The following is a 25,354-nucleotide window of genomic DNA, read 5'->3' on the forward strand; positions in this document are numbered from 1 at the left end:
ATCAGAACCTGCCACCCCGGCTGACCCTGCGCGAGCCCGAGGACCCCCCATACGACCCCGGCCGATACCCGCCACCACCACCGCGCGACCCACCCCGCGAACCCCCGCTCATCGCCCCGCGAATCAACCCATCGAGCAGGATCCCACCCAGCACCGCCCCGGTCTGCGACCCACCCGCCATCGGCTGGCGCGTCTCCCACGCCCGCACACTCGCCTGCGCCTGCTGCATCGCCCGCCCCCCGAGCTCGGCCGCGGTCTGCGCGCTCATCAGCGCGCGCTGGGGGTCACTGCCCGCCAGCCCGCGCGCCTCGTCGAGATGGCGCTGCGCCTCCGACAGTCGCGTCCGTGCCTCGGCGTCGACCCCGCCGCGTCGCGTGCTGATGAACGAGGACGCGCCCTCGATCCGGGCGGCGGCGTCGGTGAGTGTCCGGTCGAGTCGACGGCGCAGATCCTCCACTGCCAGTTTGCGATCCGAGGCCGCCGCGATCGCCCGGTCCAATTCCGCGTCGGCGGTGACCGCGGTGTGGAAGGTGCCGAGCGGGTCGCTGTCGGCATTCGGGGTGTTCAGCGCGGCGGTGGCGGTGGCGATCGCGGTGGCGAGGTCGGCGCCACCGAATTCGGCGAGGCTCTTCGCCGCACCCAGATCGGCGCGCAGTTCCGCGAGCGCGGCGGGCAGCCCGTCACGAGCCTGCTGAATATTGGCCGCGGCCTGATCGACCGCGTCGAGCAGCGCCCGACCCTGGGTGATCGCCCCCTCCGCACCCCGGATCGCCGCCACCGCGCCACCCTGCTGCCCGACGGGCTGGGCCAGCGCGGCACGCGCCGTCTCGATGTTGTTCTCCGCGAAGGAGACTCGCTCCCGCGCCATCCGCACATTGTCGCGAATCGGCGCGATCACCGACGCCGGATAATTCGACGTGAGCCGCCCCAGTTCGGCTTCCGAGCGCGGCATCCGGGCGGTCAGGTCGATGATGTCGCGGGTGAGCGCGTCGAGCCGGGCGGGCGCGTCGATGAGCAGGTCGCGCATGGCGTCGAAATCGGCGACCTGCGCGTCGAGTTCGCGATCGGCCTTGCCCGCCGTGGCGAGCAGGTCGATCAACATCGCCCGCTGCTGATCCGGCGTCTCCGGGATGGCGTCGTCGAGCTGTTGCCGGATCGTGAACGCCTTCGCCGTGGCGGCGCGGGCGGCCCCGAGCGCGGACCGGAACGGCGTCACCGCCGTATCGCCGAATTCACTGGCGGCCAGGGCCAATTCCTCCTCGCTGGTGCGCACCGCGTCGTCGATCTCGACCAGTCGCTCCCGCGACAGCGCGTGCAAGGTCGGCAGCGACAGCCGCGCCAGCGCCGCCGAATCGGTCGGGTCCAGCGCTCGCGCGTTGACGAGCTCGGCCCGCTCCCGATCCCCACGCCGCTTGCGCGAGAACAGCATCAATCCACCGGCCGCCACGAGCACCACCAGCCCGATCAACGCCAACGCACCCCACGGCACCCGGGTGCCCGTCATCGCCGAACCGATCCCCTCCGCGGTGTCGACCGCGGCCTGTGCCCACTCCTGTTGCGCCAGTGCGGGTTCCACCGAACCGCCGAGGATCGAGTCCAGTTCGGTCTCGTTCACACTGTCGGGCAGGGTGCCGTCGAGCCAGTACCCGCGATCCTCCACCGCCACCGCGAGCAGCAGGTCACGCTCACTGAACCCCGACAGCGCCGAGGTGCGCGCCGCCCAGTCGCGCGCCGCCATCGACCCGAAATCGCGCACGTAGATCACCCAGAGCTTCACCTGGTGATCGCGAGCGAGCGCGTCGACCGCCGCGTTCACCCGCGCCTCGTCGCCCGCGTCGAGCACGTTCGCGGCATCGACGACCCGCGGACCCATCCGCTGCGGCGGCTCGGCGACGGCACTCGGCGCGCACAGCACCCCGACCACCGCGAACATCGCGACGAGTACACGCAGCAGAGGGGCGAAACGCAACGGCGACAGCGGCATGCGTCGAATCTATCGGTCGCGCCCGACAAGTACAGCCGATGGCTTCTAGGATCGCCCCATGGTCACAGTCGATCGTCACTACACCGGCCACGTCACCGCGAGCGGAAGCGCCCAGCAGCGCGACGTCCCCGGCGCCCGCATCGTGAAGATGTCCGTCGGCCCGATGGACAACAACACCTACCTGGTCCAGTGCGCCACCACCGGCGCGGCGATCCTCATCGACGCCGCCAACGACGCCGAACGCATCATCGAACTGACCGCCCTGGAAACCCCCGGCCAGATCGAGCGGATCGTCACCACCCACCGCCACCCCGACCACTGGCAGGCCCTGACCGAGGTCACCAAAACCCTCGATGTCCCCACCGCCGCCCACATCCTCGACGCCGACCACATTCCGGTCCGCCCCGACCGTCGCCTCGAAGACGGCGACACCATCGATGTCGGCGACCTCACCCTGAAGGTCATCCACCTGCGCGGCCACACCCCGGGATCCATCGCCCTCGCCCTCACCGACACCGAAGGCCACACCCACCTGTTCACCGGCGACTCCCTGTTCCCCGGCGGCGTCGGCAAGACCCACAGCCCCACCGACTTCGACACCCTCCTGTCCGACGTCACCACCGCGCTCTTCGACGCCTACCCCGACGACACCGTCGTGTACCCCGGTCACGGCGACGACACCACCCTCGGCATCGACCGCCCGAACCTGCCCGAATGGCGCGCCCGCGGCTGGTGAGCCTCAGTCGAACGCCGCCCTGGCCCGGCGAAGGTCCACCTTCTCGCCGACCAGGGGAGTGCCCTCGGCGACGAGCAGCGCCAAGGCCCCACCGTCATGGCAGGTCGCGGGCCTGCCGTCGGCATAGGTGACCCGCCACCACGGCACATCCGCACCGAGCAGACTCATCGCCCGCCCCACCTGCCGCGGCCCGACACCGATCGCCCGTCCGATATCGCCGTAGGTGGCGACCCGCCCGACCGGAATCGAGACGACCACCTCGCGCACCTGATCGACGACACTCATGGCAGTTTCGTCAGCGCCCCACCCTTGTGCAGGGCGATGTGGTCGGTCTTGTCGCTCTTGATCGAGTACTGCGGGTCCGCGGGCGAACAGTGATGGGTGTACCCGTGGAAATCCACGTCGTGGGTGTGTTTTTCGATATCGCCCACCGCGAATTGCGCAACCATCTCGTCCCCTTCGACGTCGGGAGATCCAGTCTAGGGACGCGGCCGGGCGAAGCAGTAGTTCACCGGAACGGAATCCGGCGGTGACCGCTGACGCCACGGCGTGTCGGCCCGACCTGGCAGACTGACGAAGGTGAAATCGGGTTACTCGCGAACAGCGCCCGCCCCTGATGTCCGGCAGCGACGCGGGGTGATGTCGACGGCCTCGGTGTGGATCGTCCGGCTCGTCGTCGGCGCGGTGCTGATGGGGTTGGTGCTGGTCGCGGGAACCGCGGTGCGGGTGTGGCAGGTCGCGCGGATCGACGACTACACCCCCGCCGACGCGATCGTGGTGCTCGGCGCGGCCCAGTATTCGGGCACGCCGTCGTCGGTGTTCGAGGCGCGGTTGTATCAGGCGTGGCGGCTCTACGACCTCGGCGTGGCGCCGCTGGTGATCACCGTCGGCGGCAAGCAGGAGGGCGATCTCTACACCGAAGCCGCTTCCGGCAAACGGTATCTGGAGGACAAGGGCGTGCCCAGCGAGCACATCCTGGCCGTCGAGACCGGCTCCGACACCCTGCGCAGCATCGAAGCCGTCGCGTCGGCGATGCGCGAGCGCGACTTGTCATCGGCCGTACTCGTGAGCGACCCGTGGCATTCACTGCGCACCAGGACCATGGCACGAGACGCCGGTCTCCAGGCATGGACCGCACCCACGCGCACCGGCCCGGCCGTCTACACCAGGGAGTCGCAGTTCCACGGCATCGCCCGCGAGACCGGGGCGCTGCTGTGGTACCAGCTCACCCATTTCTCGGCAGATTTCTCCTATGAGGCGGGACAGTGAGATGACCGACGACTACACCCCGCACGACCAGGAACGCATGGTCCACGAGCCCGGCAAGATCGCCTGGCCCGGCGCCGCGGCCAAGGGACACCGCAGCGAGTTCTCCCGCGACCGCGCCCGCGTGCTGCACTCCGCCGCACTGCGCCGCCTCGCCGACAAGACCCAGGTCATGGGCCCGCGCGAGGGCGACACCCCGCGCACCCGGCTCACCCACTCGCTCGAGGTCGCCCAGATCGGTCGCAGCATCGCCGACGGCATCGGCGCCGACCCCGACCTCGTCGACCTGGCCGGCCTCGCCCACGACATCGGCCACCCGCCCTACGGCCACAACGGCGAACGCGCCCTGGACGAATTCGCCGACGAGTACGGCGGTTTCGAGGGCAACGCGCAGAACCTGCGTATCCTGACCCGCCTCGAACCCAAGATCCTCGACGACGACGCAGAGAGCTTCGGGCTCAACCTGACTCGCGCGGCCCTGGACGCCACCCTCAAATACCCGTGGGGCAGAAGCGGTTCCGGCACCAAGTTCGGCGCCTACGACGACGACCTCGAGCGCCTGGCGTGGGTCCGCAAGGAAGCGCCCGAACGCAAACAGAGCCTCGAGTGCCAGATCATGGACTGGTCCGACGATGTCGCCTACTCGGTGCACGACGTGGAGGACGGCGTGATCGTCGGCCGCATCGACCTGCGCGCCCTGGCCGACCCCGCCGAACAGGCCGCGCTGGCGCAGCAGGGCCACGGCCAACACCCCGACCAGTCGATCGAGGCACTGGCCGCCGCCGCGCAACGCCTGTCCGAACTCGACATCGTGCGCGACGCCGCCGGCTACGACGGCAGCTTCGCCGCCTCGGTGGCCCTCAAGCGCCTCACCAGCGAACTCGTCGGCCGCTTCGCCACCGCCGCCATCGCGGCCACCCACGAGCGCTACGGCCAGGGCCCGCTGCGCCGCTACGAGGCCGACCTGATCGTGCCGCCGGTGGTGGCCGCCGAGGTCGCCGTCCTCAAGACCGTGGCCCTGCGCTACGTGCGCTCCGACCCCGGCCACCTGGCCCGCCAGCAGACCCAGCGCGACCGCGTCCAAGCCGTCGCCGACCGCCTGCTCACCACCGCTCCCGCCCACCTCGACGCCCAGCTGCTGCCCTGGTTCAACGCCGCCACCACCGAGGCCGCCCGCGTGCGCGTGGTGATCGACCAGATCGCCTCCTACACCGAGAGCCGGTTCGAACGGGTCGCCGCCTCGCTGGACTGCCGCTGACCCGACCCGACTAGACTCGGGCACCGTGGCCGGACGAATCCCAGATCGCGATATCGCGGCGATCCGCGAACGTGTCCGGATCGAAGATGTAGTCGGTGAGTACGTGGCGCTCAAGCGCGCGGGCGCCGACTCGATCAAAGGTCTGTGCCCGTTCCACGACGAGAAGTCGCCGTCGTTCCATGTGCGCCCCAACCACGGGCTCTTCCACTGCTTCGGCTGCGGCGAGGGCGGTGACGTCTACAAGTTCCTGCAGCAGATCGAGCACATCGGTTTCGTCGAGGCCGTCGAGCAAATGGCCGACCGGGTCGGCTACCAGATCAACTACGAGGGCGGGGGCACCTCGGTCCAGCGCGACCGCGGCACCCGCTCGCGCCTGGTCGCCGCCAACGCCGCCGCGCACGAGTACTACATGGGCCTGCTGCACCAGCCCGAGGCCGAGGTCGCGCGCAAGTACCTGACCGACCGCAATTTCGACCAGGCCGCCTGGCAGCAGTTCGGCTGCGGGTACGCGCCCGCGGGCTGGGACACCCTGACCAAGCACCTGCAACGCCTCGGTTTCGAGTTCAAGGAACTGGAGGCGGCCGGGCTGTCCAAGCAGGGCAAGCACGGCCCGATCGACCGCTTCCACCGTCGCCTGCTGTGGCCGATCCGCAACCTCGGCGGCGAGGTGATCGGCTTCGGCGCGCGCAAGCTGTTCGACGACGACACCATGCCCGGCAAGTACGTCAACACCCCGGAAACCTTGCTGTACAAGAAGTCTCAGGTGCTGTTCGGCCTCGACCACGCCAAGCGCGACATCTCCAAAGCGCACCAGGCCGTCGTCGTCGAGGGCTACACCGACGTCATGGCCATGCACCTGGCCGGGGTGAAGACCGCCGTCGCCTCCTGCGGCACCGCCTTCGGCGAGGAACACCTGCAGGTCCTGCGCCGCCTGCTGATGGACGACAACTTCTGGCGCGGCGAGATCATCTACACCTTCGACGGTGACGCCGCGGGCCAAGCCGCCGCCCTGAAGGCGTTCAGCGGCGATCAGCGCCTGGCCGGTCAGACCTACATCGCCGTGGCCCCCGACGGCCAGGATCCGTGCGAACTGCGCCAGCACTCCGGCGACAGCGCCGTGCGCGACCTGGTGGCCCGGCGAACCCCGCTCTACGAGTTCGTGATTCGTGGCCTGCTGGCCGAACACAACCTCGACGACGTCGAAGGTCGCGTCGAGGCGCTGCGCCGCACGGTGCCCGTCGTGGCCCAGATCAAGGACAACGCCACCCGCAAGGGTTACGCCACCAAACTGGCCGGTTGGGTCGGCTGGGACGACATCCAGCTGGTCGTGCGCCGCGTCGGCGAGGAAGCCAAGAAGAACCGTGCCGGCGGCCCCACCGCACCCGCCCTGAAAACCGGCGCCGCCGCCCTGCCCGCGCCCCGCGCCGAGGAGGGCTCCTCGGTGCGCCCGGCCCCCAACGACCCGGTCCTCTACGCCCAGCGCCAAACCCTCAGCGCCGCACTGCAATACCCCGGCATCGCGGGCGTGTCCTTCGACGCCATCGACACCGCCGCCTTCACCCACCCCGCCTACATCGCGGTCCGCATCATGATCGCCAAGGCGGGCGGCACGGCGGCCGGTCTCGGCGGCGCCGAATGGGTGGCCGCGGTCGCCGACCACACCGACGACCTGATGATCCGCGCCCTGGTCTCCGAACTGGCCAACGAGCAGCTCCCGGTCCGCACCCAGAACGACATCCCGCGCTTCATCACCGGCATCCTCGCCCGCACCCAGGAAGCCTGGGTCGGCCGCCAGATCGCCGAACTCAAATCCAAGCTCCAGCGACTGTCCGCCAGCGAGGAACCCGACACCTACATGGCCCTGTTCGGCGACCTGGTGGCCCTCGAGCAGTACCGCAAGAGCCTGGCCGCCCAGGCGATGGGCAACGAGGGTTACGCGGCGGGCGCCTGAGCTCAGTTCGCGATACCGACCGCCGCGCGTAGGTGCTCGCCCGCGACGGACTCCGCTTAGCGACGCGGGCCGCCTGCGACCCTGAGCTCAGCGGCGCAGCTGGTTGTGCGGGATCAGCACCGTGGTTCGCTCGTCGATCGGCTCCATCGGCTCCAACTTCGGCCGCGTGCTCAACTTGTCCGACAGCTTCTGCCGACTCGCCGACACCAGCTTCTTGGTCACCGGGCTACCCGCGACCGCTCGCGAGGCCGCGGTGATCTGCTCGTAGCGCGCCCGACCGGCCTTGGTGCCCAGCACATAACCGGCCGCTACGCCGATGATCAACCGCAGCATCTCCTGAAGCTCCTCCCACGTCTGTGTGCGTGCTACATCCTGCCCCAGCCGCCCCACCCCTGTCGATCCGGCCACCCCCATCCCCGACACATCGTTACCACCACATGTCCGCAGGTAGCGCCCCGATTTGGGATCCAACGACCCGATACGCTAAAGTTTCATCTCGGTCAGCCCGCCAAAGCAGACCGCCTGAGACAACCACTCAGGGCAATCCCCTATAGCTCAATTGGCAGAGCAGCCGACTGTTAATCGGCAGGTTTCTGGTTCGAGTCCAGATGGGGGAGCAGTAGAGGTCCTCGCTTACGGGTGGGGGCCTTTTTTGTTGTGTCCTGCTGAGTGAAGAGGATTTCAACTCGATGCAGGAGACGCTCTACCTGTTGCGATCGCCTGCCAACGCGGCCCGATTGGCTCAGGGGATCGCGCAGGCCGAATCAGGGGATGTGGTGGAGTTCCAGCCAGAAGGGGACCGATGAGAGTCGTCTTCGTCAAGGTCGCTTGGGAAGATTACACACACTGGGTCAGCACCGACCGTAAGGTCGCCATCCGCATCAACCGTCTGATCGACGACATCACCTGTGATCCCTTCAACGGTTTCGGCAAGCCCGAGCCGCTGCGCGGGGACAAGTCGGGCTATTGGTCCCGCCGCATCGACACGGAACGTCGGCTCGTCTATTCGGTCTCGGGGGAGACAATCACAGTCGTCCAGGCCAGATACCACTACTGAACATCCGCACACCCGCGCCCCGATCGCGATATGGCCGTCAGCGGGGTTGGGGGACGCGATGAATCCTGGTCGGTGGGTCTGTGACCTTTGAGTTCAGAGGAAAGTTGGGATCGGTAGGTGGGGTCGCGCGGCGTCTACTTACCGCATGACATCTTCTCAGCTTCCCCCGAACCACCCCCAGTCCACCGGCTTGGACAAGAAGACCAGCGCCATCCTGTCGTACGTGCTGGGCTGGGTTACCGGGATCATCTTCCTCTTCGTCGGAAAGAACGATCCCGATGTGAAATTCCATGCCGCGCAATCGGTCGTCTTCTTCGGAGCGGTCTCGGTGCTCAACGTCGTGCTGAGCATCGTGGGCTCGCTCCTCGGTTTCGTGGGGATCATCTTCAGCCTGGCCGGACTCGCCCTCGCGGTCTTCGCGATCGTCGTCTGGGTGATGGCGATGCTCCAGGCGAACAGCAACGGTGGCGCCCGCGCGGACCTTCCGATCGTCGGGAAATTCGTTGCCCCGTATGCCGATCAGCTGGCGGCCGCGGTCAAGTAGCCGGATACGCGAACCACGTGCAGTCAGGTCCTCCTCAACGCAACGGCCCGAGATCGTCTCGGGCCGTTGGTGTCTGCGCGGACAGGGTGGATCAGGCGGTGAGCAGTGCGATCACGGGCAGCGCGGTGAGGACCACCAGCAGCGTCACGACGACCTTCGCCAGACGTGCCCGGCCGGGTCCGGGCGCGACGACGAGCGGTGCGGCTGCGGCGATGACGGCCGCGCCGGTGATGACGAGCGCGACCGTCCTGCGTAGTCGATTGCCCCGTTCCCTCGAATTCACAAGCGGTGCAGCGTGCCTGTGGCTGACGGTGGCCGACCGGGGCGCTCGAAGTGGAAGGGCAGGCCGAAGCGGGCGGCCAGGGCGGGCCCGATGGTGGTGGCTTCGGTGGCTTCGGACCAGGGTGAGCTGTTGTCGGTGAGCAGGCGGATGTCGGTGCCGTGTCGGAGCAGGGCGAGGTGGTGTTCGGCGTCCGGGTGCGTGGCGATCGCGGTGAGTGTGACGAACCAGCCGTCGGTGTCGCTGTCCCAGCGGGCGTCGATGGAGCTGGGCGTTCGGGGCAGGGCGGCGACTCGCGCGGTCAGTTCGTCGAGGTCCAGTGGCGGGGTAATCCTGACCCAGGGCGTGCCGAGCTCGAGGTGGCGCTCGAAGAGCATCTGCTGGGACTCGAAGATCCCCGGCCGAGGATCGTCGAGCGCGTCGCGAACCACCATGATGGCGGGCAGTTTCCGATGGCGGACGATGAGCTCGTCGACCTGCGCGCGCGACTCGGGGGAAAGACGTTCCCACAGTGAGTGTTTCATCAGAACCTCCCGGCCGGCGTGTGCCGTCATCGACTGCGTGTAAAGCCCTGCAAGACAACATAGTTCGGCCTGCCGCCGCCAGCGCGTGATGGGTTGCTTGTCGTATAGCTCCCTTAGACTTCGCCGCCATGACCGTGTTCGTGGATTTCAATGTCAAGTTGCTCGTCATCGACAAACTGATGTTCGGGGAGTCGCCCAGCCTCGCGCCGTGGTCGCTGAAGGAGGCGATGGAGGCGTCCGGCTTCACCGGTGACCTGTGGGACCACTCGCACACCCATTACTTCGACCAGGTCATGCCCGACGCGGCGGCGTACTTCGGCAACCTCGACCTGTCCGCCGACGTTCTCGCCGGAGTCGAGGAATTGGGTGTCGACGGCGGCCTTCCGATCTACTTCGAGTGCTGTCCCCACTGGGATGGTGAATCCGACATGTTCGATGTCACCGCCCTCGATGACCTCGCGTTGCTGCCGAATCTTCGACGGGTGGTCGTAGGGTGCGAGATATTGCCTCGCTCTATGTGGGAAACCTTGCGCGGTAGGGGAATTGACGTAGTGGTGCTGGGCGAGCGCGAGCACGCGGAGTAGCGCGGCGCGGGTGGGTTCGCCGGTCGGGCGGGGCGGATAGCCTGGGGGCGGTCGTGGCGAAGGAGCGGTGATGGAGTTCGGTTCGGGGGCGAGCTTGGCGGGGTATCGCATCGAGCGCAGGCTCGGTGGGGGTGGGATGGGGGCGGTGTATCTGGCTCAGCATCCGCGGTTGCCGCGTCGGGACGCGGTGAAGGTGCTCGACGCGCGGCTCGCGGTGGAGCCGACGTTTCGGGCGCGGTTCGAGCGGGAGGCCGATCTGGCGGCGCGGTTGCGGCATCCCAATGTCGTGCAGATCTTCGACCGCGGGGTCGACGGTGACCGGTTGTGGATCGCGATGCAGTTCGTGGACGGGCTCGACGCGGCGCAGTTGTTGCGGCAGGGGTTGTCGGTGCTGACCCCGCACCGGGCGGTGCGCATTGTCGCCGAGGCGGCCGAGGGGTTGGATTACGCGCACCGGCAGGGGCTGCTGCACCGCGACATCAAACCGGCGAATCTGCTGATCGCGCGTGCCGACGACGGCACCGACGAGGTGCTGGTCACCGACTTCGGGATCGCGCGCAGCATGGGCGAGACGACCAGTCTCACGTCGGCGGGTTCGGTGCTCGGCACCCTCGCCTACGCCGCGCCCGAGCAGTTGGAGGGCGATCCGCTCAGCGTGCGCACCGATGTGTACGCCCTCGGCGGCACCCTTTACGAGCTGCTCACCGGGTTCGTTCCGTTTCAGCGGGAGAGTGCGGCCGCGTTGATCAGCGCGCACATGATCGAACCGCCGCCGCGCGCCTCGGCCGCGAATCCGGCGCTGCCGCCCGCGCTGGACGCGGTGATCGCGCGGGCGATGGCGAAGAATCCGGACGACCGGTTCGCCAGTTGCGGGCAGCTCGCGGACGCGGCGGTGGCGGCGCTGACCGGCCGAACGACCGGCGACACCGCTGTGCTGTCGCGGGAAACCCCGCCGCGTCGTGCGCGGACGCGATGGGTCGTGCTCGGGGCGGGCGCGGCGGTACTCGTCGCGGGGGTCGGCGCGTTCGCCCTCGTCAGCGAATCGGATTCGACCGTTCCGGTCGGACAGATCGCCGCGGTCGCGGACAGTCCCACCGCGGCGACGGTCCTTCGCCCCTGGTTCGATGACGTGCTGGCCGGCGATCTGGGCGCCCTGACCCGCAAATGCTGGACCCAGTCGCCCACCGAGATCCCCCGCATGTGCGGGGACGCGGAACAGATCTCCGACGCGGTACGCCGCCCTGGCAGTCACGGCCGGTTCGGACCGTACTGGCAGAACGACACCCTGCGAGTGAGCTTGCGCCCCAGCGAATTACGGTCCGAATACGGGTGTCCGATCGTCGGTGCTCCGACGGAGACCGGGCTCACCGACGAACAGGCCCGCTACACGGTCGAACGGTATCTGAGTCGGGCGGTCGGCCTGCCGGTGAACCCGGCCGATGTCGAACCGAGCTACCCCCTGCTGTGTCGCGACGCCCAGCCGGGGTCGGTGCTGTCCGGGGTGAAGAAGTTCGCGGCGCTCACGGTGCGCGACTCGACCGGTTCGGCCGTGACCGTCGCCGCGCCGGTGACCGGCGGGGACGGTGCGACGACCACGGTCGACTTCACCCTCGACCACGCCGCGAACGGCTTCTGCATCGCCCGCGTCGAACGGGCGGGCTGAGCGGCTCAGGCGGTCCTGATCCGCAGTGTGGGCTGGGCGGCCTCACGCAACCGCGCGGGCACGTCGACCACCTCGGCCTGCCAGTGCGGCGGCAGGCAGCCCCGAAGACGGCCGGCCAGGCGTCGCAGCGGGGTGCTGATAGGGGCCTCGGGGGTGCTCATCGCGTCGGTCATCATCTTCCCTTTCGGGGTCGGACGTGCGGATTGTCGGCGGCGATGCCGCTCGAAGGACGGTGCTGAACTGCTGAGGCCTCGTTACCGACCGTAAGCCGCCCCCACCCCCGAGGTCACCCCCACCGCCGACTATTGGGGGCCGTACCGGGGGGAGTTAGGGGTATTAGGGGCAGACGCCGCCGCAGGAGGTAGACCGTGCGGGGACCGGACCCCCGCGCCGAGCGCCACAGTCGGCGACCGTTCGGCACCTCCCGCAGGGCGCCCCGACCTCGCCGCGCCTGGCAAACCTCGTCGACCGCCGCCTGACCGGCTACGGCCACCGCCATGACCTGATCTCCTGGATCGGCGAAACCAGCCCCCACCGCCGCGACAAACTCCTGACGATGGCCGAGGGCGTCGACTGGACCAGCTGAGATCCCCTCCCGGCTGGATACAAGATCACCAGGCAACCATGGTCGAAATTCGGGCGGAATTCATCCATGAGTGCCTGGTGATCAACTGTCCAGCTCAGTGCCCGCGGGCGATCCAGTCCGCCAGGGCCGGCTTTTCGGTGCCGATGGTGGTGGTGTCCCCGTGGCCGGTGTGGACGGTGGTTTCCTCGGGGAGGGTGAGTAGTCGGTCGCGGATCGAGTCGATGATCGTGTCGAAGTCGGAGAAGGAGCGGCCGGTGGCGCCGGGGCCGCCGGCGAAGAGGGTGTCGCCGGTGAACAGGGCCGCCAGGTCGGGGACGTGCAGTGATACCGAGCCGGAGGAGTGGCCGGGGGTGTGCAGGAGGTCGATGTCGGTGCCTGCCACGGTGATTCGGGGGGTGTCGGCGAGTGAGTGGTAGGAGGCGTCCGGGTGGGTCATGCGCCAGAGGGGCTCGTCGCCGGGGTGGAGCAGGACGGGGGCGTCGAGGCGCTCGGCGAGTTCGGGGGCGACGGTCACGTGGTCGTTGTGGCCGTGGGTGCACAGAATCGCGGTGACGTGCCGGTTGCCGACCGCGGCGGCGATGGCGTCGGCGTCGTGGGCGGCGTCGATGACGAGCACTTCGGTGTCGTCCCCGAGGAGCCACACATTGTTGTCGACGTCCCAGGTGCCGCCGTCGAGCGCGAAAGTGCCCGAGGTGACCACTCTTTCGATGCGGGTCACCAGACCACCACCGAACGCAGGACCTTGCCCTCGCCCATCGCGGTGAACGCCTGCTCGACCTCGTCGAGGCCGATGCGCTCGGTGACGAACCGATCCAGCGGCAACCGGCCCTGCCGGTACAGGTCGATGAGCATCGGGAAGTCGCGTTCGGGCAGGCAGTCGCCGTACCAGGAGGACTTCAGCGACCCACCGTGCGAGAACAGGTCGATGAGCGGCATCTCCAGCGTCATCTCCGGGGTGGGGACGCCGACGAGCACCACGGTGCCTGCCAGGTCGCGGCCGTAGAAGGCCTGCTGCCAGGTCTCGGGGCGGCCGACCGCGTCGATCACCACGTCGGCGCCGAAGCCGTCGGTGAGCTCCTTGATCCGCTCGACCACGTCCTCGCTGGTCGCGTCGATGGTGTGGGTGGCGCCGAAGTCCTCGGCCCAGTCCAGCTTTCGCTGATCGCGGTCGATCGCGATGATCGTGCCCGCACCGGCCAGGCGCGCGCCGACGATGGCGGCGTCGCCCACGCCACCGCAGCCGATCACGGCGACACTGTCACCGCGCGAGACGTTTCCGGTGTTCACGGCGGCGCCGATCCCGGCCATCACGCCACAGCCGAGCAACCCCGCGACGGCCGGGTCGGTCTCGGAATCGACCTTGGTGCACTGCTTTTCGTGCACGAGCGTCTTGTCGGCGAACGCGCCGACCCCGAGCGCGGGAGTGAGCGGGGTGCCGTCGGTGAGTGTCATCGGCACACTCGCGTTGTGGGTGTCGAAGCAGTACCAGGGCCGCCCCCGCCGGCACGCCCGACACTCCCCGCAGACCGCCCGCCAGTTCAACACCACGAAATCGCCTGGCACCACATGCGTTACCGCCGCGCCGACCGTCTCGACCACCCCGGCCGCCTCGTGCCCGAGCAGGAACGGGAACTCGTCGTTGATCCCACCCTCGCGATAGTGCAGGTCGGTATGGCACACCCCGCAGGCCTGGACGCGGACCACCACATCGTGCGGCCCCGGATCGGGAATCACGATGTCGACGGTTTCGACCGGCGCATCCTGCGCGCGAGCGATGACCCCGCGGACGGTGTCGGGCATGCGGACCTCCTCATGGTTGACGTGAGCTCCGTCAACGCTAGCCCGAGCGCACACCCGACCGATCCGGGATGGGCGGGATCTCCCCGGTCGGCGTGCCGAGCTCCTCCTTCACATGGTGCTCGACGAGCAACGGCACATAGTCACGGATATGCACCTTCCCGAACGCGTCGTACACGTTGTGCACGATGTCGGCGAGCTCGGCGGGGGCAATGGTCGGGTACCGGATGATCAACCGCTCGATGACCTCATCGAGCTGTCGGTTCTCGTTAGTGGTCATACTCCTGGCCTACCCACAGTCACCGCCGATCAACGGCACCGACGCCTGATTGTTCGCCGAGAACTCTGTGGGGCCTAACCGGTTTCGGGCCCGAGCTTGGCCAAAACCGCGTTGACCACCAGGCACGCGCTGTCCACCACGTCGGTCATCGGTTGGTGGTAGTCGTCGAGGACCCATTTCTGGGCGATGATCACGATCGCGCCGACCAGGCCGAACAGGACGGTGCGCACGCTGACGGTGGGGTGGGTTTCCAGGTCGACGTGGGGGGTGATCAGGGCGAGGCAGATGTCGACCAGGGCGTCGAGGACGTCGTAGTAGGCGCGGTCGACCGCGGGGCTCACGCCGAGGATCTCGAAGAACGCGATGCGGGGTACTCGGGGGTCGTCGAGGATGAGCTGGAAGTACGCGGTGAGGGCGACGCGCACCTGCTGGTCCACGTCGGCGTCGGCGTCGCGCAGGCCGGTGTGGATGGCCTCGATCATCCGCGCGGCCGTCTCGCGATACACCTCGAGCAGCAGATCCTCACTGTCGGAGAAGGATTCGTAGAAGTAGCGTTTGCCGACCCCGGCGGTCGCGCAGATGGTGGTGACCGTGGTGTTGCGGTAGCCGTCGATACCGAAGGCGTCGGTGGCCGCGTCGATCAGCCGGGTGCGGCGTTCCTGCTGACGCTGCCCGGGCGCGGCGCCGCGGTAGCGGCGGCCGTCGTCGAGTTCGGGCGCTGTCACAGGGGAGATTCTGTCAGGTGATCGCGGCGGGGAGCGCGCGGGCGCTGATCGTGGATTGCCCAGAACATGTTCTTGCGATCGAACGTGACGCACGCTACGTTACTTTGCGGTACGGGAACGTCATGGTTCCCGATGGTGGAGGGCTGAACCGAAGCATGATCACACATCGTGGACGGCTGGCTGCGCTCGTCGCAGCCGTCGTCGTTTTCGCAGGCGCCGTCGCATCCGCGCCGGTCGGCCAGGCATCACCGAACGCGGAGGGCCTCGACGCGCAGTTCGTCGCCACCCACAGCGCAGCGCAGCAATACCCCAACATCTTCATCGAGTGGGACGTGCCGATCACCATGAGTGACGGCACGGTATTGAAAGCCAACGTCTATCACCCGGCCGGGGCCGACGGGCAGCCGATCGCGGCGCCGACACCGACGATCGTCAACATGACGCCCTACACCAAGCTGGTGTCCAACGTCGCCGACTCGACCCTGTCGGTGCCGGGCCTGTCGGAACTGCTGAACCCGGTGTTGGCGAACCTGGACTTCTCGCCGTTCGGTTTCAGCAGCCTCAGCGACATGCTGCGGATCGTGCCCGGCGGCGCCGCGCGCACCTTCGCCGTCGACCGGAACCTGATCCGCAGCGGCTACACCCAGGTGGTGGTCGACGTGCGCGGCACCGGTTTCTCGCAGGGCACCTGGCAGGTGTTCGGTGAACGCGAGCAACTCGACGGCCCCGAGGTCGTGGACTGGGCGGCGAAACAGGGCTGGTCCAACGGCAAGATCGGGATGAGCGGGGTGTCCTACTCGGGCATCAACCAGGTCCAGACCGCCCAGCGTCACCCCGAAGCGCTGAAGGCGATCTTCCCGATCGTGCCCGGTAGCGACCTGATTCGCGACGTGGCCGCGCCCGGCGGCAACCTCGGCATCGGCTTCATCCCGATGTGGTTGCTCGCCGTCAACGGCGCGAAACTGCTGCCGGACATGGTGTCGATCCTGACCGGCACGTTCGACTCGGTCTGGTTGGCCGATCGCATCCGCGACCCGTTCACCTTCTTCAATGTGCTGATCGCGGCGCTGAGCACGCCGACCGTCGACCAGATCCCGCCGGAGCTGGCCCCGATCCTCGACGACGACAGCCCGCTGCGCACGTCTTGGATCGGCAAGCCGGATCAGGTGCGGGTGCCGACCTTCGTCTACGGCGGCTGGCACGACCTGTTCACCCACACCACCCCGCAGATCTACAACGCGGTCGATGTGCCCGCCGAGCAGAAGAAGCTCGTCATGGACGACATCTACCACATCACGTTGAGCTCGGGCATGGGTCAGCCGGGCGGCCCCGCGCCGTTGGACGCGTTGCAGCGCGCGTGGTTCGACAAGTGGCTCAAGGGAATCGACAACGGCATCGATCGCTACGACCCGGTCGCGTTGTGGCAGCAGGGAAGTGAGCAGTGGACCAGCGATGTCTCGTTCCCGCGTCCCGGGATGGAGTACCGGCGGATGTATCTCGACGGCGCCTCCTCGGGGACCGCGCCGGGCGCCCGCTTCGACGGCAGTCTGGTCACCGAACCCGGTGCGGCCCAGCGTGTGTCGATCGAACCCGGACTGACCACGCTGTGCTCGCGCGATGCCGCGCGCGGTATGGCGGGCCTGTTGCCGCTGCCCGATGTCTGCCTGAAGGACGCCCGCATCGCCGAAAGCGCGGGCCTGACCTTCACCTCGGCCCCGGTGACCGGGCCGACCAGGATCTCCGGTTCGATCGCCGCCCACCTCAACACGGTGCTCGACGCGACCGACGGCTACTGGACGGTGACGGTCAATGATGTTGCCCCCGACGGCCGTTCGACGGTCTGGACGCAGGGTCAGGTGATGGCCTCGCTGCGTGCGGTCGACGAGTCCAAGTCGACCAGATCGCCCAACGGCGACTACACCGAGCCGTTCCCGTTCCTCACCCTGGACTCCCGCCAACCGGTGGTCCCCGGTGAGCCGACCACGGTCGACATCAGCATTCGCGGCACCGACGGTGTGCTCCTGCCCGGCCACCGCCTGCGCGTGGATGTGTTCCCCAGCAACTTCCCCAGCGTGGTCCCGCTGCGGCCGTTGCTGAACGAAAGTGGCTTGAAGACACAGCATCTCGAGCTGGACCCGGCGCGTCCGAGCTGGGTCAATATCCCCTTGGGGGCCGATCCCGGCTGGTGAACGACACGGCGGTGTCAACGCCGTGGGGTGGCATGCAGGTCGGGCACCCGGGTCACATCCCCGCCCGCCGACGCGGCGAGGTGGGCGAAGGTGACGGCGTTGCGCACCGCCGCCCCGCCGTGGTCGTTGTTGAAGTAGACGTAGCTGTCCTCCTCGGCCGACCAGGTGTCGAGCAGGCGGTGCGCCCAGCCGGTCAACGCGTGCGTGCCGTAGGAGGGCAGCGGTTTCGCGCGCCCCGCGTGCAGGCGCAGGTAGCCCCAGTCGGTGGTCCGCCACCGCGGGGTGACGGGCTTGGAATCGCGGTCAGCCCAGGTCAGTGCCGCGCCCCGGGCCTCGAGTACCGATCGGATGTCGTCGGTCCACCACGAGTCGTGGCGCGGTTCCACCGTCACCCGCACGGAGTCGGGGAAGCAGCGCAGGCACTCGTCGAGCAGCTCGGCGTCCGCGCGCAGGGTGGGCGGTAGTTGGAGCAGGATCGGGCCGAGGCGATCGCCGAGGCCCGCGGCGTGGTCGAGCAGCCGGTGCACCGGTTCGGCCGGGTCGCGCAGGCGTTTGATGTGGGTGAGATAGCGGCTCGCCTTCACCGCCATGACGAAACCCGCGGGCGTGCGTTTCCGCCAGGCGGCGAAGTTCTCCCGGCTGGGCAGCCGATAGAACGCGTTGTTCGACTCGACCGTCGCGAACGCCGTCGCGTAGTGCTCGAGCCACAACCGCACCGGCACGCCCGGCGGATACAGCACCCCGCGCCAGTCGCGGTACTGCCAGCCGGACGTGCCGACGTACATGGTCACCTCAGCCCCGCGCGCGCAGCAGTGGCCCGAGTTCGCTGTCGAAGAAGTCGAGGAACGCGTCGGTGTCGGGGCCCGCGTTCATCAGCACGATGTGGTCGAAACCGGCGTCGACGGCCGCGCGAACCGCCTCGACATAGGGTTGCGGATCACTGCCGCAAACGAACGATTCGAGCATGTCCGCCTCCCGCACCGTCGTCGACGCGGCGGCGAAGTTCGCCGGATTGGGCAGCTCGCTCATCACCTTCCAACCGCCGGTCGACCACCGATTCGTCGACAGCGCGGCTTGCGCGCCCGCCCGATCGCTCTCGGCGAAGGCCACCCCGATCTCGACATAGCGCGGCCCCGAACCGCCCTTGCGCTGAAATGTCCGCACCAGTTCGGGGTCCGATTCGGTGGCGAAGAGCCCGTCGCCGAGTTCGGCGGCGATCGTGGCCGCGCCCGGCCCGCCTGCGGCCACCGCGAGCACCGGCGGCGTCGCGGGCAGGTCGAACACCCGCGCGTCCGAGAGCGACAGATACTGCCCGTAGTAGCTGCGATAACCGCCGCGCCACAGCAGTCGGATGATCTCGAGCGCCTCCCGCAACATCCGATGCCGGATCAGCACCGGCGGGAAATCGTGCCCCACGATGTGCTCGTTGAGCCGCTCACCGGCCCCGATGCCGAGGGTGAACCGCCCGTCGGACAGCAGCGCGGTCGTGGCGGCGGCCTGGGCGATGATGGCGGGGTGGTAGCGGATGATCGGGCAGGTCACCCCGGTGGCGAGGCCGAGGCGCTCGGTGCTCGCCGCGATCGTGCCAAGCACCGACCAGGCGAAGGGGGAGTGGCCCTGGTTGTCGAGCCACGGGTGGAAGTGATCGCTCATCTCGACGAAATCGAAGCCGACAGATTCGGCCCGAACAGCTTGTCGCACAAGCTCTTTCGGTCCGAACGCCTCGGCCGCCAACTTGAATCCGAGCTGCATGGCGAACCCTTTCGCAGTGGGGTCAGTCGCGGCCGAGGGCGTTGGCCAGTTCCTGCTTGGTCATCTTGGAGCGACCGTCGATATTGCGACGGCGGGCCTCGGCGTAGAGCTCGTCGCGGGTGCGACCCCGGCTCGACTCGGTCTCGCCGTGTTCGGCGCGGGTCTTGTTCACCGTCGCCGCGGCGATCCGCTCGGCCCGCTTCTCCCCGGCGCCGCGCTCGAGTTCGGACTTCTTGATGTCTTTGTACTGCCGTTCGCGCTTGGCGCTCCACGCTTGCTGAGGCATCCTCGTTCCTCTCGATCGGCGATGACGGACTCCTCTGCCGCCTACCCCCGGATCGGTCGCGAAAACCGAAGTCGAGTGCGAAAGATTCCGGCCCGCGCCCTGGCACACTGTGGCGGTGGGCGCACTCGGTGAGTCGGCGAACCGCGCGTGGCGGTGGATCCGCAGCGCTCCCGGCACGTACCTGTGGCTCGCGGCGCTGGCCGTGACCACGGTGATCATCGACGTCCTGCCGCCCGACGAGGCGCGCGAGTGGCTCGATCACCGCTCCACCAACCTGCGGAATCTGGGCACCGACCCGCTGCGGGTCCTGTTCACCAGCGCGTTCTGGACCGACGGCAGCGGCTGGCCCGCCTACGCGGTGCTGTTCACGCTGTTCCACGCCAATGTCGAACGGTGGCTCGGCACCTGGCGCTGGCTGGTCGTGGTGGTGCTCGCCCACGTCGGCGCCACCTATGTGAGCCAGGGCGTGCTGCTGTGGGCGATCCACAGCGAGGAGGCGCCCGAGAAGGCCATGTACATCCTCGACGTGGGCGTCAGCTACGGGCTCGCGGGCGCCGCCGCGGTGCTCGCCTACCGGCTGGTGACGCCGTGGCGGTGGTGGTACGTCCTCGGCGTGCTGGCCGTGCTGATCCCGCCGATCTTCCTCCATCGCACCTTCACCGATATCGGGCACGCGAGCGCGGCCGCGGTGGGTTTCGGCTGCTATCCGCTGACCAGGGGACGTGGCCGCCGATGGGATCCGAGCACGCTGCGGAAGCATTAGGTGTTACGCGAAGTAATGGATAACTGTATGATGGAGATCACCGAACAGGTCGCAGCGTCGCGACTTGGCGCACAGGCTCTGTGCGCGCGGTTGATCGAGGAGTACCGATGAAGTTATTTCCTTGGGGACGCGACACTCCCGATGTCGATCCCGGCGTGGTCGCCCTGGCGGCCCGCAATGTCAGCTTCGACTGGGCGGGCATCGACCTGCAGTGGATGTCGTCCGAACCGATCGCCGGCCACCTGATCAGCGCGTTGAACATGCTGCTGCCCGAGGGCGAGCGCATGTTCATCGAGACCTATCGCGAAGCCCTCCCGTACGTCAAGGACGAGAAACTGCGCGAGGACATGCTCGGTTTCATCGGCCAGGAGGCCATGCACGCGCAGACCCACGCCAAGGTGCTCGAGCAGGTGTTCATCGCCCACGACGTCGACGCGGGGCCCTACCTGCGGCAGATGGAGTACCTGTTCCGCATCTCGCTCGGTTCGCGCGGCGGCGACGATCGCGCGGCCCGCCAGATCCTTGTCGAACGGCTCGCCTTCATCGCCTGCCTCGAGCACTTCTTCGCCTGGCTCGGCGACTGGATCCTCAACGCCGACCTCGAGCGCTTCGGTGCCGACCCGCGCATGGTCGACCTGTTCCGCTGGCACGGCGCCGAGGAGGTCGAACACCGCACGGTCGCCCACGACGTGGCCGAGTACTTCGGGGTCGGGTACGTGCGCCGCTGCGCGTCGATGACGCTGGTGTTCCCGATCTTCCTGCTGGTGATGGTGCGCGGCCTGCGCTTCCTCGCCCACCAGGACCGGCAGCTGCCCGACTACGGCTACCCGCGCCTGCTCGGCGGGGTGTTCGCCGCGATGTGGCGCGGCGCGTTGCCGGGGGTGCCCTCGCTGGTCGGCAGCGCGCTGTCGACCTTCCAACCCGGCTACCGACCCGAGAACGTCGGTTCCACCGCGCAGGCGCTGGCGTATCTGGCGGCCTCGCCGGGCGCCAGGGCGGCCGCGTCGTGACCACCCGCGACATCCCCGCCGACCTCTACGGCAAGCGTCGCCACGACCCGACCGTCGCGGTCATCGACGCCATCGCCGGCGCCCGACTGCGCTGGAGCGCGCTGGTCAACCGCCACGATCTGCGTCCGCGCGTGAACGACCGCCGCCTGCCGGTGGTGGTCACCCGACGCCGGATCCAAGCCCACGACCAGGACGTGGTGAGCCTGCGCCTGGCAGCTCCCGACGGCCGGGTCCTGCCGCGCTGGCGACCCGGCGCCCACCTGGACCTGGAACTGCCCTCGGGCCGACTGCGGCAGTACTCGCTGTGCGGCGACCCCGCCGACGAGCGCGCCTACCAGATCGCGGTGCGCCGCATCCCCGGCGGCGGCGGGGGCTCGCTCGAGGTGCACGACGCGCTGCCCGTCGGTTCCCGGCTGGTCGTGCGCGGGCCGCGCAACGCCTTCCCATTCGCCATCCCCGGCCACGGATCACCGTCGCGCCGACTGCATTTCGTCGCGGGCGGCATCGGCATCACGCCGATTCTGCCGATGGCCCGGCTCGCGCACCGCCTCGGCGTGGAGTGGACGCTGGTCTACAGCGGCCGCAGCCGCGACACCCTCCCATTCCTGGCCGAACTCGAGGGCTTCGGGGCGAACGTGACAGTGCGCACCGACGACGAACACGGCCTGCCCACCGCCGCCGACCTGCTGCCCGGCGTCGAACCCGGCACCGCGGTCTACGCCTGCGGGCCCACCCCGATGACCTCGGCCGTCGTGGCCGCGGTGCGCGAGATGCCGGAGGTGGAACTGCATTTCGAGCGATTCTCACCGCCGCCGATCGTCGACGGCACCGCCTTCGAGATCGAACTCGCGTCCACCGGTGCGGTGCTCACCGTGCCCGCCGACCGGAGCATGCTCGACACCATCCTCGACGCGCGCCCCGATCAACCGTATTCGTGCAGGCAGGGCTTCTGCGGCACCTGCGTGGTGCGGGTGCGCGCGGGCGAACCGGACCATCGCGAGACCGCGTTGTCCGATGCCGACCATGCCGACGGTGCCATGCTCGCCTGTGTATCCCGTTCGCGCGGTGCGCGATTGGTGCTCGACCTGTGAATCCACCTCTGAGTCAGGGAGTCCGAAAGACCGTGACCGACAACAGCCCGCAGCCCGCCAACCAGCGCACCGTCCGCAGCGGCGAGTTCGACCTCGCCGTGTTCGAGTACGGCGACCCGAGCGCCGAGACCCTCGTGCTCGTGCACGGCTGGCCCGACTCACATCACCTGTGGGACAGGGTCATTCCGCTGCTCACCGACCGCTTCCACGTGGTCGCCTACGACACCCGCGGCCACGGCGAGTCCACCCGCACCCAGCGCACCGACGACTTCCGCCTCGACGAACTCGCGCGCGACTTCTACGCCGTGCTCGACGCCGTCAGCCCCGATCGCCCCGCCCACGTGCTCGCCCACGACTGGGGTTCGGTGCAGGTCTGGGAGGCCGTCTGTGAGCCGGGGGCCGCCGAGCGCGTCGCCTCGTTCACCTCGGTCTCGGGCCCCAACCTCGACCACCTGGCCAGCTGGGTGCGCAACCGGCTCTCGCGCCCGTCGCCGCGCAATATCTGGCAGCCGATGACCCAGCTCGCGTCCTCGGCCTACACGTTCTTCTTCATGACCCCCGGCCTGCCGCGGGCCACGTTCAACGCGGTCGGCACCGAAAAGGTGTGGCAGCGCGCGGTATCGCTGATGAACGACACCCCCGCCGCCAATGTGAAGCTCGGGCCGACCTTCCGTCGCGACATGGTCGACGGGCTGCTCATCTACCGCGCCAATATCGTGCAGCGCATGCTCAGCCCGCGCGAGCGCCGCACCGAGGTGCCGGTGCAGCTGATCGTCGCCGGTCGCGACGTGGCGGTGCGGCCCGCCGGATTCGACGACTCCGCGCGCTGGACCGACCGCCTGTGGCGGCGCGACGTGCCCGCCGGACACTGGATGCCCTTCTCGCACCCGGAGACGCTGGCCACCGCCACCACCGAGCTGATCGACGCGCTCGCCGGAGCCGGTGTCTCGCGGGGGCTGGCCAGGGCCGAAGTCGGTTCTCCGCGCCGGGAATTCGAGCACAAGCTGGTCGTCGTCACCGGTGCGGGCAGCGGGATCGGGCGCGAGACCGCTTTGGCGTTCGCGCGACTCGGGGCCGAGGTGGTGGTCTCCGATGTCAACGAGCTCGCCGCCAAGCAGACCGCCGAACTCGTCATCGCCGAAGGTGGTGTGGCACATCCCTATTCGCTGGACGTGTCGAACGAGGACGCGGTGCGCGAGCACGCCGACGCGGTGATCGCCGCGCACGGTGTGCCCGACGTGCTGATCAACAACGCCGGCGTCGGCCAGGCGGGCGCGTTCCTCGACACGCCCTCGGCCGAATTCGATCGGGTGCTGCGGATCAACCTCGGCGGAGTCGTCAACGGCTGCCGCGCTTTCGGTGCCGCGATGGCCGAACACGGCCTGGGCGGACACATCGTGAACCTGTCCAGCATGGCCGCCTACAGCCCCCAGCGCGATATGGCCGCCTACGCCACCAGCAAGTCGGCGGTGTTCATGTTCTCCGACTGCCTGCGCGCCGAACTCGCCGATCGCGGCGTCTCGGTCTCGACCGTGTGCCCCGGCATCGTGCACACCAATATCGTTGCCACCACCACGATCTCGGGCGTCTCGGCCGAGGAGGAAGCCGCGACCCAGCAGAAGTTCGACAAGCTCTACGAGCGGCGCGGCTACACCCCCGACCGGGTGGCCGCCCAGATCGTGGCCGCGGTGCGGACCGGGCGCGACATCGTCCCGGTGACGCCGGAATCGTGGCTGCAATACCGGATCAACCGGATCGCCCCCGGCGCGGTGCGTTTCGCCGCGCGCCGGATGAAGCTGGTCTGAGTCCGCTACGCCCGGCGCAGTCGCTGCTCCACCGCGGCGACGTGCCGGGCGTCCACACCCCACGGGTCCGCGACGCCGACCCGCCGATCCAGGTCCCACAGGACGCATTTCTCGTCGGGTCGCGCGACCATCGACCAGGCCACCACGGTCCGTCCGAGCTGTTCGGCCATCGAACCGTGGTCCTGTGTGCTGTCACCAACGCCGTCGGGGAAGTGGTGCAGGAACCGGCCGTAAGCCTGGTCACAGAATCTCGCGTAGAGCTGGGTACACAGGATCAGCCCGTGCCACGCCTCGTCGACCGCGTGCGAGGGCATGCCGATCACCTGATCGTCGCGCAGGGCCGCGCCGCAGCACCGTAGCCATTGCCGCAGACCGGTTTCCACGAGTTCGCGCGGTTGCCACGGGCAGGTCTTGAAGATCGCTTCGGGTAGCGGCAGGGCCGCCACGGTGCGATCGACCGTCGCGAAGTCGATGGGTCGTCGGCCCGGTCGCCGGAGAGTGAACGCCACAATTCACTCTAGGACCACTGGTGGCGGGGCGATCAGGGGGTTAGCCTGCCGCAATGGTGATGACGCTCGTGTTCGTGCTGGGAATTCTGGCACTGGGTACCGCTGTGCTGGTGACGACCGTGGTGTTGCTGGTGCGCAAGTTGAGTCCGCCGCGTTCGGGTCCGCTGGATCCGCGGTGGGTGGCCGGATCGGCCGGGACGGCAGGCACGTTCATGTTCTTCGACGCGACGTCGGGGCAGCAGTGGGAGCCGTGGGACGCGGGCGGTCCCGGTGGGGGCTCTTCCGCCGACTGCGGCGGGGGTTCGAGCGGCAGCGGGTGCGGCGGGGGCAGCAGCAGTAGCTGTGGTGGGGGCAGCAGCAGTAGCTGTGGCGGCGGTGGCGGATGCGGCGGCGGGTCCTGAGCTCGGTCGGGTTTGTCGCCGACACCAAACCCGGTGTGTCGCTTTGACGCTGGCTGCGCGATTGTAAAGTATCAAGCGCCGCAACGGAATAGGCGTTAAGTTATGTTCCGTGCAGGGACTGATTATTCTCGTGGCCGTCGTCACGGTTCTGTTGTTGGTAGTCGGAGTGATCAAGCTGGCCAGCAATCCAGGGGAGAACATCGAACGTCGCGAAAGCGAAGCACGAGCACGGGCCCGCCAGCAGGCCTCGTAACCCCCCGCGAGCACACCCATCGGCGATCGGTCGCCACCCACCGTGGCGACCGATCGCCCT

General features: G+C 68.8%; 30 protein-coding genes and 1 tRNA gene. 16 read left to right on the plus strand and 15 right to left on the minus strand.

Features of this window, described 5'->3' with window-relative positions; all coding sequences use genetic code 11:
- Window position 1 precedes the first annotated feature (1 nt).
- Window positions 2–1,984: a TPM domain-containing protein gene (locus tag ACFP3H_RS19830; protein WP_378608186.1), complete on the minus strand. Its 1,983-nt coding sequence runs from the start codon at window positions 1,982–1,984 to the stop codon at window positions 2–4.
- A 58-nt stretch (window positions 1,985–2,042) separates the two neighbouring features.
- Between ACFP3H_RS19830 and ACFP3H_RS19835 the strand changes: the two genes are divergently transcribed.
- On the plus strand, window positions 2,043–2,720 hold the full coding sequence (locus tag ACFP3H_RS19835; RefSeq protein WP_378608188.1) for an MBL fold metallo-hydrolase: 678 nt from the start codon (window positions 2,043–2,045) through the stop codon (window positions 2,718–2,720).
- A 3-nt stretch (window positions 2,721–2,723) separates the two neighbouring features.
- Here ACFP3H_RS19835 and ACFP3H_RS19840 read toward each other — a convergent pair whose 3' ends face one another.
- Entirely contained in the window at window positions 2,724–3,005 is a 282-nt protein-coding gene (locus ACFP3H_RS19840) for an MGMT family protein (protein ID WP_378608190.1), read from the minus strand.
- Window positions 3,002–3,169, minus strand: coding sequence for a hypervirulence associated TUDOR domain-containing protein (locus ACFP3H_RS19845; RefSeq protein WP_378608192.1), 168 nt, complete (start codon window positions 3,167–3,169; stop codon window positions 3,002–3,004). The genes ACFP3H_RS19840 and ACFP3H_RS19845 overlap by 4 nt, the downstream gene beginning before the upstream one ends.
- Window positions 3,170–3,359: 190 nt before the next feature.
- Between ACFP3H_RS19845 and ACFP3H_RS19850 the strand changes: the two genes are divergently transcribed.
- The 3 genes from ACFP3H_RS19850 to dnaG are packed head-to-tail and all read left to right on the plus strand — an operon-like array spanning window position 3,360 to window position 7,195.
- A complete protein-coding gene (locus ACFP3H_RS19850; protein ID WP_378608424.1) occupies window positions 3,360–3,989 on the plus strand; it encodes a YdcF family protein in 630 nt (209 codons plus the stop codon).
- Window positions 3,973–5,244 carry a deoxyguanosinetriphosphate triphosphohydrolase gene (locus ACFP3H_RS19855; RefSeq protein WP_378608194.1) on the plus strand — a complete coding sequence of 424 codons (1,272 nt, stop codon included), beginning with the start codon at window positions 3,973–3,975 and terminating at the stop codon, window positions 5,242–5,244. Before ACFP3H_RS19850 ends, ACFP3H_RS19855 begins: the two co-directional genes overlap by 17 nt.
- A 25-nt stretch (window positions 5,245–5,269) precedes the next feature.
- Window positions 5,270–7,195, plus strand: a complete 1,926-nt coding sequence (dnaG, locus tag ACFP3H_RS19860) for a DNA primase (protein ID WP_378608196.1) — start codon at window positions 5,270–5,272, stop codon at window positions 7,193–7,195.
- 87 nt (window positions 7,196–7,282) lie between these two features.
- On the opposite strand, the gene ACFP3H_RS19865 is transcribed toward dnaG, so the two are convergent.
- Window positions 7,283–7,528 carry a hypothetical protein gene (locus ACFP3H_RS19865; protein ID WP_378608198.1) on the minus strand — a complete coding sequence of 82 codons (246 nt, stop codon included), beginning with the start codon at window positions 7,526–7,528 and terminating at the stop codon, window positions 7,283–7,285.
- 211 nt (window positions 7,529–7,739) lie between these two features.
- On the opposite strand from ACFP3H_RS19865, the gene ACFP3H_RS19870 reads away from it, so the two are divergent.
- The 4 genes from ACFP3H_RS19870 to ACFP3H_RS19885 all read left to right on the plus strand — a co-directional run bounded on the left by ACFP3H_RS19870 (window position 7,740) and on the right by ACFP3H_RS19885 (window position 8,796).
- Window positions 7,740–7,812: transfer RNA gene (locus ACFP3H_RS19870), tRNA-Asn, on the plus strand.
- Between the two features lie 48 nt (window positions 7,813–7,860).
- Window positions 7,861–8,001 (plus strand): type II toxin-antitoxin system Phd/YefM family antitoxin, encoded by a 141-nt coding sequence (locus ACFP3H_RS19875; RefSeq protein WP_378608425.1) that lies wholly within the window; start codon window positions 7,861–7,863, stop codon window positions 7,999–8,001.
- On the plus strand, window positions 7,998–8,252 hold the full coding sequence (locus ACFP3H_RS19880; RefSeq protein ID WP_378608200.1) for a Txe/YoeB family addiction module toxin: 255 nt from the start codon (window positions 7,998–8,000) through the stop codon (window positions 8,250–8,252). The genes ACFP3H_RS19875 and ACFP3H_RS19880 overlap by 4 nt, the downstream gene beginning before the upstream one ends.
- A 145-nt stretch (window positions 8,253–8,397) precedes the next feature.
- The gene (locus tag ACFP3H_RS19885) at window positions 8,398–8,796 is read left to right on the plus strand and encodes a DUF4870 domain-containing protein (RefSeq protein WP_378608202.1); all 399 of its coding nucleotides are present in this window, start codon (window positions 8,398–8,400) and stop codon (window positions 8,794–8,796) included.
- 91 nt (window positions 8,797–8,887) lie between these two features.
- On the opposite strand, the gene ACFP3H_RS19890 is transcribed toward ACFP3H_RS19885, so the two are convergent.
- Window positions 8,888–9,079: a hypothetical protein gene (locus tag ACFP3H_RS19890; RefSeq protein WP_378608204.1), complete on the minus strand. Its 192-nt coding sequence runs from the start codon at window positions 9,077–9,079 to the stop codon at window positions 8,888–8,890.
- Window positions 9,076–9,600 carry a hypothetical protein gene (locus ACFP3H_RS19895; RefSeq protein WP_378608206.1) on the minus strand — a complete coding sequence of 175 codons (525 nt, stop codon included), beginning with the start codon at window positions 9,598–9,600 and terminating at the stop codon, window positions 9,076–9,078. Before ACFP3H_RS19895 ends, ACFP3H_RS19890 begins: the two co-directional genes overlap by 4 nt.
- A 128-nt stretch (window positions 9,601–9,728) precedes the next feature.
- Between ACFP3H_RS19895 and ACFP3H_RS19900 the strand changes: the two genes are divergently transcribed.
- The gene (locus ACFP3H_RS19900) at window positions 9,729–10,184 is read left to right on the plus strand and encodes a DUF6892 domain-containing protein (RefSeq protein WP_378608208.1); all 456 of its coding nucleotides are present in this window, start codon (window positions 9,729–9,731) and stop codon (window positions 10,182–10,184) included.
- A 70-nt stretch (window positions 10,185–10,254) separates the two neighbouring features.
- Window positions 10,255–11,847 (plus strand): serine/threonine-protein kinase, encoded by a 1,593-nt coding sequence (locus tag ACFP3H_RS19905; RefSeq protein ID WP_378608210.1) that lies wholly within the window; start codon window positions 10,255–10,257, stop codon window positions 11,845–11,847.
- Between the two features lie 5 nt (window positions 11,848–11,852).
- Here the strand turns inward: ACFP3H_RS19905 and ACFP3H_RS19910 are convergent, their stop codons facing one another.
- The 5 genes from ACFP3H_RS19910 to ACFP3H_RS19930 form a co-directional block, all read right to left on the minus strand.
- Window positions 11,853–12,020 carry a hypothetical protein gene (locus tag ACFP3H_RS19910; protein WP_378608212.1) on the minus strand — a complete coding sequence of 56 codons (168 nt, stop codon included), beginning with the start codon at window positions 12,018–12,020 and terminating at the stop codon, window positions 11,853–11,855.
- A gap of 507 nt (window positions 12,021–12,527) precedes the next feature.
- A complete protein-coding gene (locus ACFP3H_RS19915) occupies window positions 12,528–13,154 on the minus strand; it encodes an MBL fold metallo-hydrolase (protein WP_378608427.1) in 627 nt (208 codons plus the stop codon).
- The gene (locus ACFP3H_RS19920) at window positions 13,148–14,233 is read right to left on the minus strand and encodes an S-(hydroxymethyl)mycothiol dehydrogenase (RefSeq protein WP_378608214.1); all 1,086 of its coding nucleotides are present in this window, start codon (window positions 14,231–14,233) and stop codon (window positions 13,148–13,150) included. Before ACFP3H_RS19920 ends, ACFP3H_RS19915 begins: the two co-directional genes overlap by 7 nt.
- A gap of 37 nt (window positions 14,234–14,270) precedes the next feature.
- Window positions 14,271–14,510, minus strand: coding sequence for a three-helix bundle dimerization domain-containing protein (locus ACFP3H_RS19925; RefSeq protein ID WP_378608216.1), 240 nt, complete (start codon window positions 14,508–14,510; stop codon window positions 14,271–14,273).
- Between the two features lie 74 nt (window positions 14,511–14,584).
- Entirely contained in the window at window positions 14,585–15,235 is a 651-nt protein-coding gene (locus ACFP3H_RS19930; protein WP_378608218.1) for a TetR/AcrR family transcriptional regulator, read from the minus strand.
- A 155-nt stretch (window positions 15,236–15,390) separates the two neighbouring features.
- Here ACFP3H_RS19930 and ACFP3H_RS19935 point away from each other — a divergent pair, with 155 nt between their 5' ends.
- Window positions 15,391–17,424 (plus strand): CocE/NonD family hydrolase, encoded by a 2,034-nt coding sequence (locus tag ACFP3H_RS19935; protein ID WP_378608220.1) that lies wholly within the window; start codon window positions 15,391–15,393, stop codon window positions 17,422–17,424.
- Window positions 17,425–17,438: 14 nt separating this feature from the next.
- Here ACFP3H_RS19935 and ACFP3H_RS19940 read toward each other — a convergent pair whose 3' ends face one another.
- Genes ACFP3H_RS19940 through ACFP3H_RS19950 form a run of 3 tightly spaced genes read right to left on the minus strand, consistent with a single transcriptional unit; the run spans window position 17,439 to window position 19,462 of the window.
- Window positions 17,439–18,215 carry a DUF72 domain-containing protein gene (locus ACFP3H_RS19940; RefSeq protein ID WP_378608222.1) on the minus strand — a complete coding sequence of 259 codons (777 nt, stop codon included), beginning with the start codon at window positions 18,213–18,215 and terminating at the stop codon, window positions 17,439–17,441.
- A 1-nt stretch (window position 18,216) separates the two neighbouring features.
- Entirely contained in the window at window positions 18,217–19,176 is a 960-nt protein-coding gene (locus ACFP3H_RS19945) for a TIGR03557 family F420-dependent LLM class oxidoreductase (protein WP_378608224.1), read from the minus strand.
- Between the two features lie 22 nt (window positions 19,177–19,198).
- Entirely contained in the window at window positions 19,199–19,462 is a 264-nt protein-coding gene (locus ACFP3H_RS19950; protein ID WP_378608226.1) for a plasmid stabilization protein, read from the minus strand.
- 115 nt (window positions 19,463–19,577) lie between these two features.
- Between ACFP3H_RS19950 and ACFP3H_RS19955 the strand changes: the two genes are divergently transcribed.
- The 4 genes from ACFP3H_RS19955 to ACFP3H_RS19970 all read left to right on the plus strand — a co-directional run bounded on the left by ACFP3H_RS19955 (window position 19,578) and on the right by ACFP3H_RS19970 (window position 24,131).
- The gene (locus ACFP3H_RS19955; RefSeq protein ID WP_378608228.1) at window positions 19,578–20,225 is read left to right on the plus strand and encodes a rhomboid-like protein; all 648 of its coding nucleotides are present in this window, start codon (window positions 19,578–19,580) and stop codon (window positions 20,223–20,225) included.
- A gap of 107 nt (window positions 20,226–20,332) precedes the next feature.
- Window positions 20,333–21,235 carry a metal-dependent hydrolase gene (locus ACFP3H_RS19960; protein WP_378608230.1) on the plus strand — a complete coding sequence of 301 codons (903 nt, stop codon included), beginning with the start codon at window positions 20,333–20,335 and terminating at the stop codon, window positions 21,233–21,235.
- On the plus strand, window positions 21,232–22,326 hold the full coding sequence (locus ACFP3H_RS19965; RefSeq protein WP_378608232.1) for a PDR/VanB family oxidoreductase: 1,095 nt from the start codon (window positions 21,232–21,234) through the stop codon (window positions 22,324–22,326). The genes ACFP3H_RS19960 and ACFP3H_RS19965 overlap by 4 nt, the downstream gene beginning before the upstream one ends.
- 32 nt (window positions 22,327–22,358) lie before the next feature.
- Entirely contained in the window at window positions 22,359–24,131 is a 1,773-nt protein-coding gene (locus ACFP3H_RS19970) for an SDR family oxidoreductase (RefSeq protein WP_378608234.1), read from the plus strand.
- Between the two features lie 5 nt (window positions 24,132–24,136).
- Here ACFP3H_RS19970 and ACFP3H_RS19975 read toward each other — a convergent pair whose 3' ends face one another.
- A complete protein-coding gene (locus ACFP3H_RS19975) occupies window positions 24,137–24,640 on the minus strand; it encodes a glycine-rich domain-containing protein (RefSeq protein WP_378608236.1) in 504 nt (167 codons plus the stop codon).
- Between the two features lie 53 nt (window positions 24,641–24,693).
- On the opposite strand from ACFP3H_RS19975, the gene ACFP3H_RS19980 reads away from it, so the two are divergent.
- Window positions 24,694–25,041: a hypothetical protein gene (locus ACFP3H_RS19980; protein ID WP_378608238.1), complete on the plus strand. Its 348-nt coding sequence runs from the start codon at window positions 24,694–24,696 to the stop codon at window positions 25,039–25,041.
- Window positions 25,042–25,354 lie beyond the last annotated feature (313 nt).

The organism is Nocardia lasii (assembly GCF_042658545.1).
GTDB classification, from domain to species: Bacteria; Actinomycetota; Actinomycetes; order Mycobacteriales; family Mycobacteriaceae; genus Nocardia; species Nocardia lasii.